The organism is Nitratireductor sp. GISD-1A_MAKvit, from assembly GCF_040819555.1.
Classification (GTDB): domain Bacteria; phylum Pseudomonadota; class Alphaproteobacteria; order Rhizobiales; family Rhizobiaceae; genus Nitratireductor.
The window spans coordinates 1,283,130-1,302,356 of the sequence record NZ_CP161920.1 but is presented as its reverse complement, the minus strand read 5'-3'; the positions used below and the strand labels follow the sequence as shown (position 1 = coordinate 1,302,356).

Below are 19,227 nucleotides of genomic sequence, written 5' to 3'. Positions count from 1 at the left end.
GAGCCCCGCCTTCATAGCCGAGACCGACCAAGACCCCATCGCCGGAGTGTGCATGTCTATCTGGAAACAGGCATTTGCCTGCCTCATCATTCTCTTTTCCGCAGCACTTGCATGGTTCCTATTCTATCCGGGTGCACAGGATGTTCTGGCACGTGCGGGACTTGTCTCCGCCAGCGCCACCTCTGAGGGCAGCCCCGGCGCACAACCCCTCCGGCGGGGTGGTCGAGGCGGGGGCACACCGGGCCCGGTGGTCACGGCTCCCATTGCCTATGCGACGATCAACGATCGCCTTTCCGCCATCGGGACCGGCCGGGCGCGGCGGTCCGTGATTGTCAATCCACTCACCGCCGGCACGCTGGTTGAAATCGCAGTTGCCTCAGGCGCCGAGGTGAAGGCTGGCGATCTCATCGCGAAACTGGATTCGGAATCCGAAGAGATTGCCCTCGACCGCGCCGTAATCGCGCTTGACGACGCCCAGGCAACGCTCGACCGCATCAAGGCATTGCGCAGCTCGAACACGGTGAGCGTGGTGCAGCAGACCGAAGCCGAACTTGCGCTGCGCAATGCGGAACTTGCAAAACGCGAAGCCGAGCTTGCGCTCGCACGCCGCTCCATCACCGCGCCCATTGATGGCACAGTGGGAATCCTGCCGATCTCGGCGGGCAGCTACGTGACGAGCAGCACGGAGATCGCCAGCATAGACGACCGGTCGCAGATCCTCGTGGATTTCTGGATTCCCGAACGTTACGCCGACCTGATCGACATCGGAACACCTCTGACAGCCACCTCCGTGGCACGCTCATCTTCGGTTCATGAGGGCGAGATCAGCGCCGTCGACAACCGTATCGATCCGGAAAGCCGCACGCTGCGGATCGAGGGACGCATCGACAATCCCGACGACCGGCTGCGCGCTGGCATGGCCTTTACCATCGCCTTGCGTTTCCCGGGCGAAACCTATCCCGCCATCGACCCGCTGGCGATCCAGTGGAGCTCGGACGGTCCATTCGTATGGACGGTGGAAAACGGCAAGGCGCGGCAAAAGCCGGTGCGCATCGTGCAGCGAAACGCCGACAGCGTTCTCGTGGATGCCGAGTTTGGCGAAAATGACCTCGTGGTTACCCAGGGCATTCACAACGTGCGCGAGGGCGCTCCGGTCGAAACGGCAGGCAGCCCGGCAAAGGCAAAGCTTGCCGACGCAGAAGGGGCCGCCACGTGAAGGAAGCGCTGCACAACGCACAGACCGGCATCACCGCACTCTTTGTCCGCCGGCCCGTTCTCGCTTTCGTTTTCAACACGCTGATAGCCGTGGCCGGCCTCGCCGCCCTCTTCGGCATCGAAGTGCGCGAACTGCCCGACGTGGATCGCCCGGTCATCACCGTCTCGACAAATTTTTCAGGCGCTGCCGCCGAGACGATGGACCGCGAGGTGACCGCTGCCATCGAGGGCGCGGTGGCCCGGGTTTCGGGCGTGGTGGCCATTTCGTCGAACTCGTCTTATGGCCGCAGCCGGGTGACGATCGAATTCAGCGACAATGTCAATCTGGACACCGCTGCCTCGGACCTGCGCGATGCCGTTGGGCGGATCCAGAACAGTCTGCCGGACGATGCCGATGCACCCCGCATCATCAAATCCGACAATGACGCTCAGGCTGTCATGCGCATCGCGCTTACCTCTGTCAGCATGCCGGTGCAGGAGCTGACGACGCTTGTGGAAGATGAAGTCGTCGATGCATTTTCCGCGGTTCCCGGCGTTGCGGACGTTCAGGTTTATGGTGACCGGACCGAGATCTTCCGCATCGACATCGACCAGACCAAACTCTCCAGCATGGGTCTGACGGTGGCCGATGTTTCACGAGCGCTTGCCACCGTTGCGTTTGATACTCCTGCCGGCTCTCTGAGCAATTCCACCCAGGACCTGACCGTGCGTGCCACGGCGGCCATCTCGACCCCGCAGGAGTTCGAGGCGATCTATCTGAAGGATTACGTCCGGCTGGGCGAAGTCGCAACGGTGACGCTCGGCGGTGACCTGGGCGAAAGCCAGCTGCGCGCCAATGGCCGCACCGGGATTGGCATTGGCATCGTGCGGCAGGCGCAATCCAACACGCTGGAGATTTCCACCGGCGTGCGCAAGGCTGTCGAAGAGGTGCGCGCCATACTTCCCGATGGTGTGGACATCGAAGTGACGAGCGATGATGCGACGTTCATCAATGGTGCGATTCACGAGGTGGAGATCGCCCTTCTGATCGCTGTGACCGTTGTTCTTCTGGTGATTTTCATCTTTCTGCGCGATTTCCGCGCAACGATCATCCCCGGGCTCGCCATACCCGTCGCCCTGATCGGCACGCTGGCGGCAATCTACCTGACCGGGTTCTCCATCAACATACTCACGCTTCTGGCACTGGTGCTGGCAACCGGGCTCGTGGTGGACGACGCCATCGTGGTTCTGGAGAACATCGTGCGTCGCCGCAATGAAGGCATGGGGGCACGGGCGGCCGCGGTGCTGGGCACGCAGGAAGTGTTTTTCGCGGTGCTGGCAACGACGGCCACGCTGATTGCGGTTTTCGTGCCGATCTCCTTCCTGCCCGGTCAGGCCGGTGGCCTGTTCAAGGAATTCGGCTTTGTGCTGGCCATTGCGGTGTTTCTGTCTTCCATCGTGGCGCTGTCGCTGTGCCCCATGCTGGCCTCGCGCATGCTGGTTTCGCACCCAGAGGGCGAAACACGGGAATCCTCGGGTCTGGGGGCACGTGTGGGGCGGGGCCTGTCCGCGCTCTATCGGCGCTGCCTGCAGGCCTGTCTCAACGCACCGGCCGTGGTGATCCTGGTTTCCGTACTGTTTGCCGCAGCCGCCTATGGCGCTTTCGGCCTCATCAAATCGGAAATCACTCCGAACGAAGACCGCTCCATGGCGTTCATGCGCATCTCGGCCCCACAAGGCGTGAGCCTCGACTATTTTGCCGAGCGCATGCGCCGCATCGAGGCCCTGATCGCGCCTCTTCGGGAAAGCGGTGAGGTGGTCAGCACCTTCTCCATCGCCGGGCGTGGTTCGTCCAACAGCGGCTTTCTCGTATTGCGGCTGGCCGACTGGGAAAATCGCGAAAGGAGCCAGCAGGAGATCGTCGCCGACATATCGGCACGCGTTCGCAACGAACCGGGTGTGCGCGCCTTCGTCTTCCAGCCAAACAGTCTGGGCATTCGCGGCGCCGGCAACGGACTGAGCTTCGCCATTGCCGGCAGCAATTACGGCAGGCTGGCAGAAACGGCGGAGAAGATCGTCGAAGCCATGGGCGAGGATCAAAGCTTCCGTCAGGCGCGGCTTTCCTCCGACACGACGCAGCCCCAGCTTTCCATCGCCATCGACCGTGATCGCGCCTTCGATCTGGGTATCGAGATCGACGGGCTGGGCAACACGATCCAGGCGATGCTGGACGGACGTCGGATCGGCGCGGTTTTCATCGGCGATCGCAGCGTGGATGTGAAACTCGTCTCGACCACAAATCCGGTCAACGACCCCACCGACCTCGAGAACATATATATCAAGGCAGGCGACGGGCGCTTTGTGCCACTCTCCGTCATCGCCACGCTGAAGGAACAGGCCGTACCACCATCGCTGTCACGCGAGGACCAGCTGCGCTCGGTCGGTGTCAACGCAGCGCTGGCGCCGGGCGTGGCGCTTGGCGAAGCCTATCAGCGCGCGCAGGAGATCGCCGCACCACTGCTGGAGCCGGGCATGCGGCTGGTGCCGCTTGGCGAAGCTGCCGCCCTTGGCGAGACCGCCAATTCGATGCAGATCATTTTCGGCTTTGCGCTGGTGATCATTCTTCTGGTTCTGGCAGCCCAGTTCGAAAGCTTTGTCAGTGCCCTGATCATCATGGCCACGGTCCCGCTCGGGCTCGCCTGCGCGGTGTTCGCCATGCTTCTGACGGGCACCAGCCTCAACGTCTACAGCCAGATCGGCCTCGTGCTTCTGGTTGGCATCATGGCCAAGAACGGCATCCTGATCGTCGAGTTCGCCAATCAGCTTCGCGACCGGGGCCTTGGCGTGCGGGAGGCCATCGAAGAAGCTTCGCTGATCAGGCTTCGCCCGGTGGCCATGACGATGATCTGCACGATTGTGGGCGGCGTTCCTCTGGTTCTGGCAAGCGGAGCGGGAGCGGAAGCCCGTGTCGCGCTCGGCTGGGTGATCGTGGGCGGGCTCGGACTTTCGACACTCTCCACGCTGTTCCTCACACCCGTGGCCTATCTCGTGCTCGGCCGTTTCATCACGCCGAAGGTGGAAGAGGAAGCACGGCTGGAACGCGAGCTGGACCAGGCAACGAGGCTGAAGGGCTGACAGCTTGCAAACCGCGCATCTGCAGGCGGGTGACAAGCGCGTGACAAAACGGTATCTGTGCGCGGCGCGCGGGCGGAAAACCGGCCAGGCGCAGCCAGTTCAACAGCCACGGAGTGCCCCGTTGACGACCGGGACGATCAGCATTGAAGCAGCCGAAAAACTGGTGGGACAGGAGGTTGGCCTGTCCAACTGGCGCGTTGTCACGCAGGAAATGATCGACCAGTTTGCCGCTGCAACCGACGATCATCAGTTCATTCACACAGATCCCGAACGTGCCGCACGCGAAACCCCCTATGGCGGCACCATCGCACACGGTTTCCTTTCGCTTTCGCTTCTTTCGACAATGGTGTTTGAGGCCGTGCCGCGCCTTGAAGGGTCTGCGATGGGCGTGAATTTCGGCTTTGAACGGATCCGCTTTCTCGCACCGATACGCTGCGGCGCACGCATTCGCGCCCGCTTCGTGCTTGCCGCGATCAAGCTGCGCCCCTCGGGCATTGCCGAGGTGAATTACGACGTCACGGTGGAGATCGAGAATTCGATCAAGCCGGCCCTGACCGCACATTGGCTGACACTGGCCATGCCGGATCGCGCCCGCGAAGACTGAAGGAAGCGGGCGCGGCAACACCGCGCCCAACCTCGCCCGCCCTCGCTCATTGCCTATTCTTCCTTCTGAACCTGCACGTCGTGTTCGGGGGCAGCCGAAACAAGCTCGGAAGCCGTCGACTGGATCAGCAGCAAATAGCGTTCATACTGGATCAGAACGTCATGGATGATCTGGTCACGTGTCATGCCCATGATGTCATATCCCTTGCTGCCGCTGGAAAACTGGGTGCGGGCCTCGTACCGCACGCCTGACCGAGCGGCATCGAAGGCCGAGAACGCCGGCAGTTTCTGCGAGGTGGGCACCACACCGTAAACGAAATTGCGCATGTCGTCGGCGGGCGACGTCAGCGCAATCGCACCGGTCTCCTCTTCTTCGACGAATGCTTCGCGGCCCCGCTGCGTCAACTCCTGCGCCACCTGTTCCAGCGCTGGTTTCACGTCCTTTCGAATGAAGGAGAGAACCTCCTTCTCGCTCGGTGCATGCAGCATGAGCGCGAGACGGCGTTGCCAGGTAAGCCCCGAGGCCGGAAAGGCGGGGCCGACCTGCGGCACGGCATCATGGGCCTCGCGCTGGGCGAGATCGGCCCGCATGCCGACATAAAGCGCCCACACCAGCGCAAGCATGACGAATGTGAAGGGCAAGGCACTGGCGATGGTTGCCGACTGCAGCGCGCCAAGGCCGCCTGCAAGCAGTAGCCCGGCTGCAACGATCCCTTCCATTGCGCACCAGAAAACACGCTGAAGCGCCGAGGTTTCGGTCTCGCCACCGGCTGCAATCGTGTCGATGACCAGCGAACCCGAATCCGACGAGGTGACGAAGAAGATCGCCACAAGCGCCACGGCAAGAGCAGAGGTCAGACCGGTCAGGGGAAGATAGGTGAAGAACTGGAAGAGGCCGACAGAAACGTCCCGCGCCACTTCCGCCCCCAGCTCGCCGGCTGCAATGCCGGTATCGACAAAGATGGCCGTGTTGCCGAAAACCGTCATCCAGAAAAAGGTGAATCCTGCCGGAATAAAGAGAACCGCCGTCACGAATTCGCGAACGGTTCGACCGCGCGAAATGCGCGCGATGAACATGCCGACAAAAGGCGACCACGATATCCACCAGGCCCAATAGAACAACGTCCAGCCATCGATCCACGGGGTTGGCTCATAGGCATAGATATTGAACGTACGCAGCACGATCGTATCCAGATAGAGCCCGATATTCTGCACGAAATCGCGAAACAACGTCGCCGTGGGTCCGACCATCAGAACGAAGATCATCAGCAGGACCGCCACGACCAGATTGGTTTCGGAGAGGATGCGCACGCCCTTGTCGAGCCCTGTCACCACCGAAATGGTGGCAAAGGCGGTGATGACGACAATGAGGGGGACCTGCACCCATGGCGCGATCGGCACGCCCAGCAGGTAGTTGAGCCCGGCATTGATCTGGGTCACACCAAGACCCAGCGAGGTCGCGATGCCGAACATGGTGCCGACAATGGCGAAAATATCGACGGCATGACCGATGGGCCCGTTGATACGGTCTTTCAACAGCGGATAGAGACCGGACCGGATGGTGAGCGGCAGATTGTAGCGATAGCCGAAATAGGCAAGCGACAGGCCGACGACCGCATAAATCGCCCAGGCATGAATGCCCCAGTGAAAGAACGTGACGGACATGGCCTCGCGCATGGCAGCGATGCTGCCAGGCTCGGCGGTCGGTGGCGCAAGAAAATGCGTCATCGGCTCGCCCACCGCATAAAACATCAACCCGATGCCCATGCCGGCAGCAAAGAGCATGGCGACCCAGGAATGGTATTTGAAATCGGGCTCGGAATCGTCCGGCCCCAGTTTCAGCCGGCCAAACCGACCGATGGAAAACAGAAGAACCGCAGCCAGGAATATGCCGACGGCGAGAAGGTAGAGCCAGCCGAACATGGCGAGAATGTTGCTCTGCAAGGCAGAGAACATGGAACCGGCGCGGTCCGGGAAGACAATTCCGATCATCAGGAACAGAACGATGATGATGATTGCGCCAAAAAACACCGGCGGATTGATGACAAAACGACCAAACATGAAAAATCTCTCTGCACTCCCGTTTCCAGCCGTGGGCGACGATGCCCTGGAACGGGTACTCACGGTAAAAGCTGACAAGCATCGAGTGATGAGGCATCACTCGCATGGCATCGATGGCAGGTGCTCAAGTTCTGCGGGCCATAAGGGGCTTTGTCAATGATGTATAAGCCGGCTCCATCAAACGACGCCGCAGGCTCGCACGAGCTTCAACAGGCGCGGCAGGGAGGGCTTCGTGTTCATCGCACACCAGGTCTCACGCACTCCCCCGCCATAGCTCTCCTTGTGCCTTGCAAGTGATTGCGTCGGATAGACAAGCTTCTGGGCAATGGGGTTGGTGTAGATGAACCGGAACGCACGGCGGGTCAGCCAGTCCTTCTCGAACTCCTGATCCTCGATCCTGTGAAACGGCATGAGGCCGAGATAGAGCTTCGGCACCCCTTCGGCCCTGAAACGTTTCCACCGCATGACGGACAAGAAAGTAAGCCGCCAGCGGATCGGTGTCGGGCAGCCAGCGGCGCGTGGCCGAAAGGTATCCGATCAGCTTCCCGTCTTCGTAAAGCGGATCGAAGAAGGCGAAGGCGAGCGGCTGGTCTTTCTCATCCAGAATGAAGAACTTTCGGACATCGGGTTCATCACGCAACAGGATGGGCCGCACAAGAAAGGAAAGTTCGCGGCGTTTTGTGGTGCGGGTGCGCCGCCAGCCGAGGGAAATCGCCTCGACTTGCTCCTGCCGCAGCGAGGCCACCGGAATTTCGGCAACACAACACCCCATGCGGGCAAAACGGTTCTTCGCGGTCCGGAAACTGCGTCTGGAAGGTCCGGCGAAACTGTAGGTTTCGAGATCGATCAGGCTCTCGATGCCCAGCGCATTGACGAAGAACCCTTTCGACGAAAGAAGCTCCGCCATCGGTCTCGAAACCTGCCAGAAGGTCACGTCTTTTTTTTCAGCAACAAACGCATCCAGAATGGCGGGCCAGACTTCTCTTGGCGCAAGTGGATCAGCCAGCGCATAGGCTGTGCGCCCCACCATGCGATATGCAATCACGCCATGCTCGCTGCCGAAATAATGCAGGCCCGGCTGATGCGCGACCGAATAGGCAAGCGCAAACGTCCCGTACTGCTGCAGCAGTGCATGGCGCTGAGTGCCGGAAAGAAGAACGTCGCCGCTCGGGCGAACGGTGTTTGTCAAGCGAGCTATCTGGTTCACGGCGAAGAATCATGTTCCGCGCCCCCACGGCAGGAGGGATGCCATGCATTGAGGGGGCTGACAAGACGATTGACATTTAAGAAACCTAAAGGTTATTTTATTTGCAATCGGAGAGTCCCATGACAAAGTCGCCTGCACCCGCTGAATCCAGGGCAACGCCGGAAACGGCGGATGATCGCGTTCTCTTTGCGCTCAAAACCAAAGGAGCGATGACGGCCCAGCGTCTCGCCCACTGCCTCAACATCTCGACTGTTGCGGTGCGCAAGCAGCTTTCCCGGCTCGCAGGGCATGACCTGGTGCAGTTCCAGGAGGAGGTGCGTGGGCCCGGTCGCCCCGAACGCGTCTGGCGTCTGACCGCGAAGGGCCATGGCCGTTTTCCCGACAGCCATTCGGACCTGACACTCGAACTGATCAATTCGATCCGGCGGGTGTTCGGAGAGGAAGGGCTCGACAGGCTGATCGGCGAGCGTGAACAAACAATGCAGACCTCCTACAAACATGCGGTTCGGGAACACTCGGATCTTGCAGAGCGCGTTGTCGCCCTCGCCCGGATCCGCGCCCGAGAGGGCTATATGGCCGAAGTCGAACCACTCGAAGACGGCGCCTTTCTCCTGATCGAGAACCATTGCCCGATTTGCGCCGCCGCAACGGTCTGCCAGGGCTTTTGCCGATCCGAACTGAATGTTTTCAAAACCGTGCTGGGTCCACAGACCCGGGTCGAGCGTACGGATCATATCCTTGCCGGCGCCCGACGCTGTGCCTACCGCATCGAAGAACGCTCAGCCGACTGACCCTGAACAGGCGAGGACATCATGGCAGATGCAAGGACCGAGGGACCGCTTGGCAACGCCGGCTGGGCGGCAATTCTGAAAACCGGGCAACTGGGGCAGTTCGCGCTGCTGTGCCTCGGCATCTGGCTGCATGCCGCTGACACACTGCTTGTGGCCACGGCAATGCCGGCTGCAGTCGCAGAGATTGGCGGAGACCGGCTGGTGAGCTGGACGCTGTCACTTTATCTGCTGGGCTCCATCATCTCGGCGGCGGCTGCGGCCCTTGCAGCCACGGCGGTGGGGCTGCGCCGCGCCTTCGTGATCGCCGCGCTGATCTATACGGCAGGCTGCGCGATCAGCGCGCTTGCGCCCAACATGCCGGTGATGCTGCTGGGGCGTTTCGGTCAGGGCGTTGGCGGCGGCCTTCTGGTGGCGCTGACCTATGTGGCGATCCAGCGCCTTTTTCCGAAGGACATGTGGCCCCGGCTGATAGCGCTGATGTCGGCCATCTGGGGCGCTTCGGCATTCTGCGGTCCGATGATCGGTGGCTTTTTTGCGGATCTCGACCTGTGGCGCTGGGGCTTCTGGACCTTTGCGATACAGGCGCTTCTGCTGGCGCTTCTCGTGCCGGTGTTCCTGCGCCCGACCAAAGAAGCCGTGGCGACCGAACAGCGGTTTCCCGCCTGGAGACTCGCGCTTCTGTCTCTTGCGGTGCTTTGTGTCGCCATGGCAGGCATCCATGTGACTCCCGGCATTTCGCTGCCGCTCGTGGCGGCGGGAGCGGGATTGTTTTTCCTCTTCCTGAAACGTGATTGCAGCCGCCTGAGCGGCAAGATGTTCCCGACGCGCGCATTCGATATCCACACGCTCGTGGGGGCAGGTTTCATCGCCAATCTGTCACTTGGCACAGCCGCCATGTCACTCACCGTCTACGGGCCGTTCTTTCTCCAGCGCATCCACGGCTTGTCGGCACTGGGTGCGGGCTATGTGATCGCTGCCGAAGCCATTGCCTGGAGCACGTCAGCGATCGTGTTCGCCGGCGTGGGCGAGACGGGGGAGCGGGTCGTGATGAAAGCCGGTGCATTGCTGATCGTTCTGGCGGTTGCGCTGCTTGGCCCGGTGATGGCAGGCGGGCCCGTCTGGGCTGTCGTCGTTCTTTCTTTTGCACAGGGCGCGGGCTTCGGCATGGTGTGGGGATTTCTCATGCGCCGCGTTGTGGCGGCGGCCCCCGAAGCCGAACGCGACAGTGCATCATCCGCGATGCCGACAACCCAGCAGATCGCCTTTGCACTGGGCGCGGCCCTTGCCGGCATCGTGGCCAACATGGCCGGCTTTGCCGAGAGCGGCGCGACCGAGACCATGAAGCCAGTGGCAATCTGGGTGTTTGTCAGTTTTGTTCCGATTGCAGCCCTCGGAGCAGCCGCCACCTGGGGGGCGGCCCGCCAGAGCGGCAAAGAGACTGTCTAACGCCCTCTCTTCGGGCGCCCCGTGTGCGTGGTTGAGGTCACGGAGACGGGGTCACTCGCTGGAAACGTGTCCTCCAGCCCCTCCTCCAGTTCCTCTTCGAGTTCTTCGGCATCCGGATCATGCTTTTGCGGCTTTTTCGCAAATTCTCCAGGGGCGCCAGTGCGGGTGGTGCGCGTCACGGAGACCGGATCGCTGGCGGGGAAACTCTCTTCGAGACCTTCCTCCAGGGCTTCCTCTTTTTCGATCTTCTCGCTTTTGGATTCAGAACTCGGCTTTTTGGGATCAGGCTGCATTGATATCTTCCTTTTTCGGATCAATGCCCAAAGAGCCGTTCCGGTTCCACACTCGAATGATTATCGATCGCGCGCGGCCTGTTCCATAAGCATGAAGACGTAATCGGAGAAGGAGCGCCAGCACTCCACCCGGAAAGCCTTGCTGCCTGTGCGCCACAGAACGATTTCGGCCTTGCCGAAAACGGTGCGCGAGCAGGCACCGACGGGAAAGGCTTCCGGAGAAAGGTTCTGCGGGCAACCGGCATTGAGGACCGGTTCGACACGCGCTCCCGAAACCAGGACTGCCGTGTTGCGATGCGATACATCCACGGCCGAATGAAACGCCGTGACCGGAGCGCATATGCCGACGAGATCCGCCCGGTTTTCGTCGATGATCAGCCATTCATCCGGTCCAAGCCAGAGTGCCGCGCGACCGCCTTGAGAAGTCGAGGTTTTCGAGCGCTCGGGCAAAGCGAGCCCGAGCGCCTTCGACAGGGGTTTTACCGCGGCATTCGGCGCGCGAAGAGAAAGACGAGAGGCGGGCTCGGCCCTGACCAATGTCAGACCTTCCGCATTGAGAAAGCGGCCTTCGAGCGCATTCGCGCGGGCAATCGGGTCAGCCATGGGTGCGCTCTCCCTTTTCATCGAAGAAGACGGTGGAGGTGACTTCCACTTCGATCACGCCGTCGGGCATGGGCACATAGAGGGTTTCGCCCATGCGCTCATGGCCGCCCGCCACGAGAGCCAAGGCGATGGAATGGCCGCAATTCTCCGACCAGTAGGACGATGTAACATGGCCGAGCATGGGCACGGGAACCGGGGCTTCCGGATCGGCAACGATCTGTGCGCCTTCTTCCAGCACCGTGTTCGGATCGCGCGTCTTGAGGCCCACGAGCTGCTTGCGGCCGGGGGCGGTTAGATCCGGGCGCATCAGCCCGCGCATGCCGACGAAATCCGTCTTCTTCCTGCCGATGGCCCATGAAAGCCCCGCATCATGGGGCGTGACGGTTCCATCCGTCTCCTGCCCGACAATTATGAAGCCCTTTTCGGCTCTGAGCACATGCATGGTTTCGGTGCCATAGGCGCAGGCCCCATGCTTTTCGCCTTCCGCCCAGACGGCCTCCCACACGGCGCGGCCATAGTCGGCGGGCACATTGATCTCGAAACCGCGCTCGCCGGTGAACGACATGCGGAACAGCCTGGTGGGAACGCCGCAGATCATCCCCTCGCGCACCGACATATGCGGCATCGCATCGTCTGAGAGGTCGATCCCTTCCACCAGCGGGGCGATGATCTCGCGGCTTTTCGGTCCCTGAACGGCGATGACCGCCCATTGCTCGGACGTGGAGGTCAGATAGACCTTCAGATCCGGGAACTCGGTCTGGAGATAGTCTTCCATGTGATTGAGCACACGCGGCGCGCCGCCGGTGGTTGTGGTCACGTGGAAACGGTCTTCGGAAAGCCGCCCCACCACGCCGTCATCATAGATGAACCCGTCCTCGCGCAGCATGACACCATAGCGGCAGCGCCCGACGCCGAGCTTCTGCCACGGGTTCGTGTACATCAGCTCCATGAAGCGCGCGGCGTCCGGCCCGACGATTTCGATCTTGCCGAGCGTGGTGGCGTCGAAAATGCCGGCACTCTGGCGCACCGTACGGCACTCGCGAGCGACGGCGGCGTGCATGTTCTCGCCGGCTTTGGGAAAATACCAGGCGCGCTTCCATTGGCCGACATCCTCGAACACGGCACCATGGGCTTCAGCCCAGTCGTGCATGGGCGTGCGCCGCACCGGCTCGAACAGGCGCCCCCTGCCGTGCCCGACAAGCGCGCCGAAGGTGACGGGCGTGTAGGGCGCGCGGAAGGTGGTCAGCCCCACTTCGGGAATGGGTTTGCCAAGCATTTCGGCGGCGATGGCGAGACCATGCATGTTGGACGTCTTGCCCTGATCGGTCGCCATGCCGGTGGTGGTGAAGCGCTTGACGTGCTCGATGGAGCGCATGCCCTCGCGCACCGCCTGACGAATGTCCTTCGCGGTGACATCGTTCTGGAAATCGACAAAGGCCTTGGCCGTGCTTTCGGCCCCTGCCCCCTCGCCCGCACCCAGCATGCCGCCGGACCAGCACTCGCTGCTTTTGGCAGAAAGCGTTGGCAGCTTGCGGGCAGCACCATTGGCGGCCTCGTGCCCGGCCTTCAGGGCGTCGGCGACGGTTTCGCCAAGGTCGATGCTGCCCGCACATGCGCCAACAGAAACCAGTTCCTGCACCGCCTGGCCGGGGAGGAAGCGCTGCGTTTCCGCATCGAAGGCAAGTTTGCCGCGCGACTGCGAAAAGAGGTGAACGGCCGGCGTCCAGCCGGACGAGGTCAGAAGCGCATCGCAGGCCAGCGTGCGCTCCGCACCGCCCGAAACCGGACGGACCGCGATGGAAGAAATGCGAAGCCGCCCGCTCGTTCCGGTCACGGCGTGGCCCGCCAGGCATTCGATGCCAAGCCTGCGCGCCTCCTCCACATGCGGCCCCTGCGGATCGGGCCGGCAATCGACGATGGTGGCAATACCCACGCCCGCCCGTTTCAGATCGATGGCCGCGTGCCATGCGCTGTCTTCAGCCGTGTAAACCGCCACATTGCGCCCGACCGATACCCCATAATGGTTGAGATAAGTGCGGGCGGCGGACGCAAGCATGATGCCCGGACGGTCGTTTTCGGGAAACACCATGTGCCGCTCGATGGCCCCGGTGGCGAGCACGACGCGCCTTGCCCGCACCTGCCAGAGCCGCTCGCGCGGCTGGTCTGGGGCAGGGCTCGCGAGATGATCCGTCAATCGTTCGACAAGGCCCACCATGTTCTGCGCGTAATAGCCGAAACCCGTTGTGCGGGTGAGAAGCCGCACATTGCTGCGCGCAGCAAGCTCCGCTGTCACGGCCAGCGCCCAGCCCCAGCCGGGCATACCGTCAATCGTCGCGCCGGTTTCATAGCGCAGCGCGCCGCCCGTTTCCGCCTGTTCGTCGGCCAGAATGACGCGTGCGCCTGCATCGGCGGCAGCGAGTGCTACGGAAAGCCCGGCCGCACCGCCGCCAATGACCAGCACGTCGCAATGGGCGAAACGGTTTGCGTAACAGTCCGGATCGGGCCGGTCAGGTGCCTCGCCGAGACCGGCAGCACGCCGGATGAAGGGTTCGTAGACCCGCTCCCAGGCGGCCTTCGGCCACATGAAGGTCTTGTAGTAGAAACCGGCAGAGAAGAAGGGCGCGGCCAGATCGTTGAGCGCGCCGACATCGAAGGAGAGCGAGGGCCAGCGGTTTTGTGAAACAGCGTCGAGCCCCTCATGGATTTCCTGAACGGTGGCTCGAACATTGGGCGTTCTGCGCGCCGTATCCCGGTGGACGCCGACCAGCGCATTGGGCTCTTCCGCACCGGCGGAAACGATGCCGCGCGGGCGGTGATATTTGAAGGAACGGCCAACGAGGTGAACACCATTGGCCAAAAGGGCTGAGGCAAGCGTGTCGCCGCGCAGCCCCTCGAAGGACTTGCCGTCAAAGGTGAAATGAACGGGATCGGCCCTGCCAAGCCGGCCAGCGGTGGCGATGCGGAAGGGCTGGGTCATCACTTGCCCTCCCCGCCGAGATCAGGCTTGGGCTCGCCGGCCCTGTAGGTCACGAGAAATTTGTCCGACACCGTGTCCCGCGCGGCATTGAAGAAGCGGGCGCAGCCATGAATGTGCCGCCAGCGTTCATAAACGATTCCCTTGGGATTGGAGCGAATGAAGAAGAAGCGCTCGAATTCCTCGTCAGACAGTTCAGCCATGTTTTCGGGCCGCGCGATATGCGCCTCGCCGGCATGCCGGAATTCGAGTTCCGGCCGGTCTTCCTCGCAATAGGGGCAGTGAATGAGAAGCATGAGATCCCCTTGCGTTTAGTGTGCCACGGCGGCGGCTGCCGCCTCGTCTATGAGCCGGCCGTTGCGAAACCGCTCCAGCGTGAAGGGTGCGTTGACGGGATGCGGCTCGTCGCGCGCGACGGTGTGGGCAAAGACATGCGCCGAGCCCGGTGTCGCCTTGAAGCCCCCCGTGCCCCAGCCGCAGTTCACGTAAAGCCCCTTGACCGGCGTTTTCGCGAGAATGGGCGAGCGGTCGGGCGTGACATCGACAATGCCACCCCATGACCGCAGCATCTTCATGCGGGTGAAGATCGGGAACATCTCGCAGATGGCGTCGAGCGTGTGCTGGATGATGTGCAGCCCGCCGGTCTGGGAATAGGAGGTGTATTGATCCGTGCCCGCCCCGATGACCAGTTCCCCCTTGTCGGACTGGGAAATATAGGCATGGACCGTGTTCGACATGACCACGCAGGGAAAGACCGGCTTGACCGGCTCCGACACCAGCGCCTGAAGCGGGTAGGATTCAAGCGGCACCTGAACACCCGCCATCTGCATCAGCACCGAGGAATGACCGGCAGCCACCACACCGACCTTCTTCGCGCCGATGGTGCCTCGCGTGGTCTCGACACCGGTGACGGAGCCATCCGGCCCGCGATTGATGCCGGTGACCTCGCAGTTCTGGATGATGTCGACACCGCGCGCGGCCGCCGCCCGCGCATAGCCCCAGGCGACCGCATCGTGGCGGGCCGTGCCGCCCCTTCGCTGGAGTGCAGCCCCCATGACCGGATAGCGCGCCTCGCGCGAAATGTTGAGCGGCGGGCAATAGGCCTTCGCCTCTTCGGGCGTCAGCCATTCATTGTCGACACCGTTCAGCCGGTTGGCGTGGATATGGCGCTTGAACACCTGCACATCGTGCACATTGTGCGCCAGCATCATCACGCCGCGCGGCGAATACATGACGTTGTAGTTCAGATCCTGAGAAAGCCCGTCCCAGAGCTTCACGGAATGATCGTAGATGCCTGCGCTCTCGTCATAGAGATAGTTCGAACGGATAATGGTGGTGTTGCGGCCGGTGTTTCCGCCGCCGAGCCAGCCCTTCTCCAGCACGGCCACATTGGTGATGCCGTGCTCCCGGGCGAGATAATAGGCCGTTCCAAGCCCGTGACCGCCGGCACCAACGATGATGACATCGTAATTCTTCTTCGGTTCGGGAGAGGACCACTGCTCCGGCCAGCCCTTGTGGCCACGCATGGCCTCGCGGGCGATGGCGAAGACGGAATATTTGCGCATGAGCCTCTCCGCTATGCAGGCAGCGCGCCACAGCCGGGCGCATTGGGACACAGCCTAGCAGTAGCGAAATACGAGGCAATGGCTTGCACTGATTGCGACGGCACTTGCCGTTTTGCGTCAACTCATGCGCAGAAGAAAAACGACCTCAGGCAGGGGCGGACATTCATCCCGGTGCATTGCGAAAACGCCGGACCAGGAGTGCACCATAGGCAAGGAAAAGGGCTGCTATATAAAACTCGCGCACCTCGGACAGCTCGTAACCATCCACCATGTCCACGCCACGAATGATGAACACAAGTTTGGTGAACACATAAACGGCGGCAAGAGCCAGCGCCGCGGCCCGCAGATGCAGCGATCTGAACCGCCGGACAAAATCCAGACAGATCATCAGCCCCAGAAAGAACCAGACCTGATAGGGGACAATGTTCCATGATTCGAACATGAGAGATGCAACCGGCAGGCCGAAAAGAGCAAAGATGCGCGGTGGAACATAAGGTTCCACTCCGGCGAGAATGCCACCGACACCGCGCGGCCAGGCCCAGGGCAGGACCACAAAACAGAAGATCGCGCACGTGTAATACATCGCCTCGAACTGATAGGTATAGAAATTGTGGATGTTGGTCTCGTTCTGGATGTTCCTGCTGAACAGGTCTGGCGTCGCCCAGCCGAGCCAATGCTGCCCCCAGGACATCTCCTCCATCAGGATGAGAAACACCACACCAGCCATACAGGCCAAAACCGAGAAGGGGGGAAAAACTCCGAACAGGGATGGTCGGCGCAGCCCGCGCGCACCCCACGCAGCGACAAGGAAGGCGGCAACTGCCGCGATCAGCAATACTTCCGTGGCAATGCCCAGAGGCTGCATCTCGCGCGCATAATCGTTCAATGCCGTGGGAACGAAGTGGACCGCGGCTGCCACCGCCAGCAAAAACACCAACGAGGTGCCGATGGCCCGGAATGCCTGGTCACCCGCCTCCCGGCCGAGCCCCTTTGAAGGCAGGGCTGGCTTCAGCGCCTGGAAAAGCAACAGTGCCGCCACAAAGGAAATCACCATCCTGACACGGCCAAAGAGCGTGAAATCGGGCTCTCCCTTGCGCAGCAGGCCGTATCCGTATGCAAGTTCGCCATGGACGGCAGCGCCGGCAACCAGTAGGAAAGCGATCATGCCGAAGCCGACCCGCATCATGCTTGCCTGAAAGCCAATGCCGGTTTTCGATGAACCATTCGACATGTCGTTACCCCCGCGCGCAAAGAACACGCCTGTGTAGTGTTGTTTTCTTTTTTCTACGTTAACGGGCATCGGCAAAGAAGCGCAGGGCGAGGAAAAAATCACAAGATACTTCTCGACATATACAAACCACTCTGCTATGAGCCACCGCTATTCGTGGCAGAGTATGGCTGCGGAAGCCTCTGCCCATGGGCAGAGAAAAACCAGAATTCACAGTTGAAAAATCGAAGACCAACGTTCTGACAGGAAACCCACGTGCAGGTACTCGTCCGCGACAACAATGTTGATCAGGCGCTTCGCGCGCTGAAGAAGAAAATGCAGCGTGAAGGCATCTTCCGCGAGATGAAGATGCGTGGGCACTATGAAAAGCCGTCGGAAAAGCGTGCACGCGAAAAGGCCGAAGCCGTTCGCCGCGCCCGCAAGCTGGCGCGCAAGCGCGCCCAGCGCGAAGGGCTGGTCGGCGGACGTCCCGGCGCGCGCTGATAGCGCCCAGCTTTCGACGATTTCTGTTTTTAGACAAACGCGGCGCAGCTTGTGGAGCTGCGCCGCGTTTGCATTTGCGGGGTTATTCATAGGGGGACGGCAATGGCTTGGTTTGGCGCACGGGTTATGGCATTAGAGACTATGAGCTATTTCTCCGCACCTCCGTTCAGTCTCTCCCGCACATTCCTGCCCGGCCTTGCACTGGCGGCTCTTCTGCCGCTGGCCGCCTGCCAGTCAGGGGCAGTCAATCCCGCGACCGATCTCAGCCGCATCGATACCGCTCAGGGATCAGTGGAGAACATCAGCTCGCTTAGCGCAGTGATCGAGCGGACTCCCAATGAGCCGGAAGCCTACAACATGCGCGGTGCGGCCTATGGACGTGCGGGACGCTATGCAGATGCGCTGAAGGACTTCGACAAGGCGATCTCGCTCAATCCCCGCTCGCCAAACACCTATGCCAATCGTGCGCTTATCCATCGCTATATGGGTGACAACCAGAAGGCGCTGGCCGATTACAACAAGGCCATCTCGCTCGACCCCAACTATGACACCGCCTATATCGGACGTGCCGAGATCTACCGACTTTCCGGGCGTTCAAGCGACGCGCTGGCCGACCTTGAGCGCGCCATCAGGCTCGACACCACCGACCCCCGCGCCTACCACCGCCGTGGCCTGCTCTATCAGGCCAGTGGGCAGCACGAATATGCGATCGAGGATTTCGCCAAGGCCATCTCGCTCGCGCCGGACGCTCCTTATGGCTACAACGGACGCGGCCTTTCCTATCTGGCTCAGGGTGACGACGAGAACGCCTTCTCCGATTTCAACACGGCCATACGACTGGACGACAGCCTCGCCGAGAGCTGGGCCAATCAGGCTCTGGTCTATGAAAAACGGGGCGACAATGCAAAAGCCTCCCGATCCTACACGCGCGCGCTCCAGCTTGATCCCGAATATGGGCCCGCACGCGATGGCCTGGCGCGGACGCAGAGCTGATAGAACTGCATTTATAACGCGTTATTGACGATCGAGCGTTTTCGCCCCGATAAATCGGTCACGAAAAATCTCGCAATTTAATCTGGAACCTTCCTTGCCGTGACGGGTTGTGAGCCCGGACACGAAAGGAGTTCCAGAGATGAAAAAAGCAATCATTTTCGCTTCCGCACTCATGGCCACCGCAGCGACGCCAGCACTGGCACAGGAGCGCGTGGAAGTGGGTGTTCTGGACTGCGTCATCGAAGGCGGCGCGGGCGTCGTGATCGCTTCCTCCCAGGAACTGGCCTGTTCCTTCGAGCCAGCCGATGAGAACCGCCCACCTGAAACCTATGTGGGTGTGGTGAACAAATTCGGCCTTGATGTCGGTGTCAAGGATGCCACGCAGATGCAGTGGCTCGTCATGGCTCCCACGGCAGACGCCTATGCGCCGGGCGCCCTTGAAGGCGATTATGCCGGCGTGAGCGCGGAAGTGGCTGCCGGCCTCGGCGCAGGCGCCAACATCCTCGTCACGCAGGACAGCCAGAGCCTGATGCTCCAGCCTGTGAGCGTCGAAGGCAAGACAGGCATCAATGTGGCGCTTGGCGTGAGCGAGTTTCAGCTGCGCTCGACCTCTGCTGCCGAGTGACCATTCCCTGCCCCACCCGGCAACAA

At 61.6% G+C, this 19,227-nt stretch carries 16 protein-coding genes and 1 pseudogene; 8 read left to right on the top strand and 9 right to left on the bottom strand.

What is annotated here, in order from left to right; translation table 11 throughout:
* Positions 1 to 52: 52 nt before the first annotated feature.
* From AB2N04_RS07515 to AB2N04_RS07505, 3 genes are all read left to right on the top strand, one after another.
* Complete coding sequence (locus tag AB2N04_RS07515) at positions 53 to 1,216, top strand: efflux RND transporter periplasmic adaptor subunit (protein ID WP_367718043.1); 1,164 nt, start codon at positions 53 to 55, stop codon at positions 1,214 to 1,216.
* Positions 1,213 to 4,329, top strand: coding sequence for an efflux RND transporter permease subunit (locus AB2N04_RS07510; protein WP_367718042.1), 3,117 nt, complete (start codon positions 1,213 to 1,215; stop codon positions 4,327 to 4,329). Before AB2N04_RS07515 ends, AB2N04_RS07510 begins: the two co-directional genes overlap by 4 nt.
* A gap of 121 nt (positions 4,330 to 4,450) precedes the next feature.
* Complete coding sequence (locus AB2N04_RS07505; protein WP_367718040.1) at positions 4,451 to 4,933, top strand: MaoC family dehydratase; 483 nt, start codon at positions 4,451 to 4,453, stop codon at positions 4,931 to 4,933.
* Between the two features lie 53 nt (positions 4,934 to 4,986).
* Here the strand turns inward: AB2N04_RS07505 and AB2N04_RS07500 are convergent, their stop codons facing one another.
* The 3 genes and pseudogenes from AB2N04_RS07500 to AB2N04_RS07490 form a co-directional block, all read right to left on the bottom strand.
* A complete protein-coding gene (locus AB2N04_RS07500; RefSeq protein WP_367718038.1) occupies positions 4,987 to 6,993 on the bottom strand; it encodes a BCCT family transporter in 2,007 nt (668 codons plus the stop codon).
* Positions 6,994 to 7,170: 177 nt separating this feature from the next.
* The gene (locus tag AB2N04_RS07495) at positions 7,171 to 7,467 is read right to left on the bottom strand and encodes a hypothetical protein (RefSeq protein WP_367718871.1); all 297 of its coding nucleotides are present in this window, start codon (positions 7,465 to 7,467) and stop codon (positions 7,171 to 7,173) included.
* 31 nt (positions 7,468 to 7,498) lie between these two features.
* A pseudogene (locus tag AB2N04_RS07490) lies at positions 7,499 to 8,200 on the bottom strand (phosphatidylglycerol lysyltransferase domain-containing protein); the annotation flags it as partial.
* Positions 8,201 to 8,319: 119 nt separating this feature from the next.
* On the opposite strand from AB2N04_RS07490, the gene AB2N04_RS07485 reads away from it, so the two are divergent.
* Both AB2N04_RS07485 and AB2N04_RS07480 read left to right on the top strand, forming a co-directional pair.
* Complete coding sequence (locus tag AB2N04_RS07485) at positions 8,320 to 8,991, top strand: helix-turn-helix transcriptional regulator (protein WP_367718036.1); 672 nt, start codon at positions 8,320 to 8,322, stop codon at positions 8,989 to 8,991.
* Positions 8,992 to 9,012: 21 nt separating this feature from the next.
* On the top strand, positions 9,013 to 10,437 hold the full coding sequence (locus AB2N04_RS07480) for an MFS transporter (protein ID WP_367718035.1): 1,425 nt from the start codon (positions 9,013 to 9,015) through the stop codon (positions 10,435 to 10,437).
* Here AB2N04_RS07480 and AB2N04_RS07475 read toward each other — a convergent pair.
* From AB2N04_RS07475 to AB2N04_RS07450, 6 genes are all read right to left on the bottom strand, one after another.
* Positions 10,434 to 10,730 carry a hypothetical protein gene (locus tag AB2N04_RS07475; RefSeq protein WP_367718034.1) on the bottom strand — a complete coding sequence of 99 codons (297 nt, stop codon included), beginning with the start codon at positions 10,728 to 10,730 and terminating at the stop codon, positions 10,434 to 10,436. The genes AB2N04_RS07480 and AB2N04_RS07475 overlap by 4 nt on opposite strands.
* A gap of 60 nt (positions 10,731 to 10,790) precedes the next feature.
* Positions 10,791 to 11,333 carry a sarcosine oxidase subunit gamma gene (locus AB2N04_RS07470; protein WP_367718032.1) on the bottom strand — a complete coding sequence of 181 codons (543 nt, stop codon included), beginning with the start codon at positions 11,331 to 11,333 and terminating at the stop codon, positions 10,791 to 10,793.
* Positions 11,326 to 14,310 carry a sarcosine oxidase subunit alpha gene (locus AB2N04_RS07465; RefSeq protein ID WP_367718031.1) on the bottom strand — a complete coding sequence of 995 codons (2,985 nt, stop codon included), beginning with the start codon at positions 14,308 to 14,310 and terminating at the stop codon, positions 11,326 to 11,328. Before AB2N04_RS07465 ends, AB2N04_RS07470 begins: the two co-directional genes overlap by 8 nt.
* A complete protein-coding gene (locus AB2N04_RS07460; protein ID WP_367718029.1) occupies positions 14,310 to 14,603 on the bottom strand; it encodes a sarcosine oxidase subunit delta in 294 nt (97 codons plus the stop codon). The genes AB2N04_RS07465 and AB2N04_RS07460 overlap by 1 nt, the downstream gene beginning before the upstream one ends.
* Positions 14,604 to 14,618: 15 nt before the next feature.
* Positions 14,619 to 15,872 carry a sarcosine oxidase subunit beta gene (locus tag AB2N04_RS07455; protein WP_367718027.1) on the bottom strand — a complete coding sequence of 418 codons (1,254 nt, stop codon included), beginning with the start codon at positions 15,870 to 15,872 and terminating at the stop codon, positions 14,619 to 14,621.
* 163 nt (positions 15,873 to 16,035) lie between these two features.
* A complete protein-coding gene (locus AB2N04_RS07450; RefSeq protein ID WP_367718025.1) occupies positions 16,036 to 17,103 on the bottom strand; it encodes a hypothetical protein in 1,068 nt (355 codons plus the stop codon).
* A 252-nt stretch (positions 17,104 to 17,355) separates the two neighbouring features.
* On the opposite strand from AB2N04_RS07450, the gene rpsU reads away from it, so the two are divergent.
* The 3 genes from rpsU to AB2N04_RS07435 all read left to right on the top strand — a co-directional run bounded on the left by rpsU (position 17,356) and on the right by AB2N04_RS07435 (position 19,201).
* The gene (rpsU, locus tag AB2N04_RS07445) at positions 17,356 to 17,583 is read left to right on the top strand and encodes a 30S ribosomal protein S21 (protein ID WP_007008828.1); all 228 of its coding nucleotides are present in this window, start codon (positions 17,356 to 17,358) and stop codon (positions 17,581 to 17,583) included.
* A gap of 141 nt (positions 17,584 to 17,724) precedes the next feature.
* A complete protein-coding gene (locus AB2N04_RS07440; RefSeq protein ID WP_367718762.1) occupies positions 17,725 to 18,576 on the top strand; it encodes a tetratricopeptide repeat protein in 852 nt (283 codons plus the stop codon).
* 139 nt (positions 18,577 to 18,715) lie between these two features.
* Positions 18,716 to 19,201: a DUF992 domain-containing protein gene (locus AB2N04_RS07435; protein ID WP_367718023.1), complete on the top strand. Its 486-nt coding sequence runs from the start codon at positions 18,716 to 18,718 to the stop codon at positions 19,199 to 19,201.
* Positions 19,202 to 19,227: the final 26 nt, after the last annotated feature.

Excerpts from the sequence above, each read along its gene's own strand:
- AB2N04_RS07515 (WP_367718043.1), top strand. The coding sequence starts at position 53 with ATGTCTATCTGGAAACAGGCATTTGCCTGCCTCATCATTCTCTTTTCC.
- AB2N04_RS07500 (WP_367718038.1), bottom strand. The coding sequence starts at position 6,993 with ATGTTTGGTCGTTTTGTCATCAATCCGCCGGTGTTTTTTGGCGCAATC.
- AB2N04_RS07485 (WP_367718036.1), top strand. The coding sequence starts at position 8,320 with ATGACAAAGTCGCCTGCACCCGCTGAATCCAGGGCAACGCCGGAAACG.
- AB2N04_RS07480 (WP_367718035.1), top strand. The coding sequence starts at position 9,013 with ATGGCAGATGCAAGGACCGAGGGACCGCTTGGCAACGCCGGCTGGGCG.
- AB2N04_RS07475 (WP_367718034.1), bottom strand. The coding sequence starts at position 10,730 with ATGCAGCCTGATCCCAAAAAGCCGAGTTCTGAATCCAAAAGCGAGAAG.
- AB2N04_RS07470 (WP_367718032.1), bottom strand. The coding sequence starts at position 11,333 with ATGGCTGACCCGATTGCCCGCGCGAATGCGCTCGAAGGCCGCTTTCTC.
- AB2N04_RS07465 (WP_367718031.1), bottom strand. The coding sequence starts at position 14,310 with ATGACCCAGCCCTTCCGCATCGCCACCGCTGGCCGGCTTGGCAGGGCC.
- AB2N04_RS07460 (WP_367718029.1), bottom strand. The coding sequence starts at position 14,603 with ATGCTTCTCATTCACTGCCCCTATTGCGAGGAAGACCGGCCGGAACTC.
- AB2N04_RS07455 (WP_367718027.1), bottom strand. The coding sequence starts at position 15,872 with ATGCGCAAATATTCCGTCTTCGCCATCGCCCGCGAGGCCATGCGTGGC.
- AB2N04_RS07450 (WP_367718025.1), bottom strand. The coding sequence starts at position 17,103 with ATGTCGAATGGTTCATCGAAAACCGGCATTGGCTTTCAGGCAAGCATG.
- AB2N04_RS07440 (WP_367718762.1), top strand. The coding sequence starts at position 17,725 with ATGAGCTATTTCTCCGCACCTCCGTTCAGTCTCTCCCGCACATTCCTG.
- AB2N04_RS07435 (WP_367718023.1), top strand. The coding sequence starts at position 18,716 with ATGAAAAAAGCAATCATTTTCGCTTCCGCACTCATGGCCACCGCAGCG.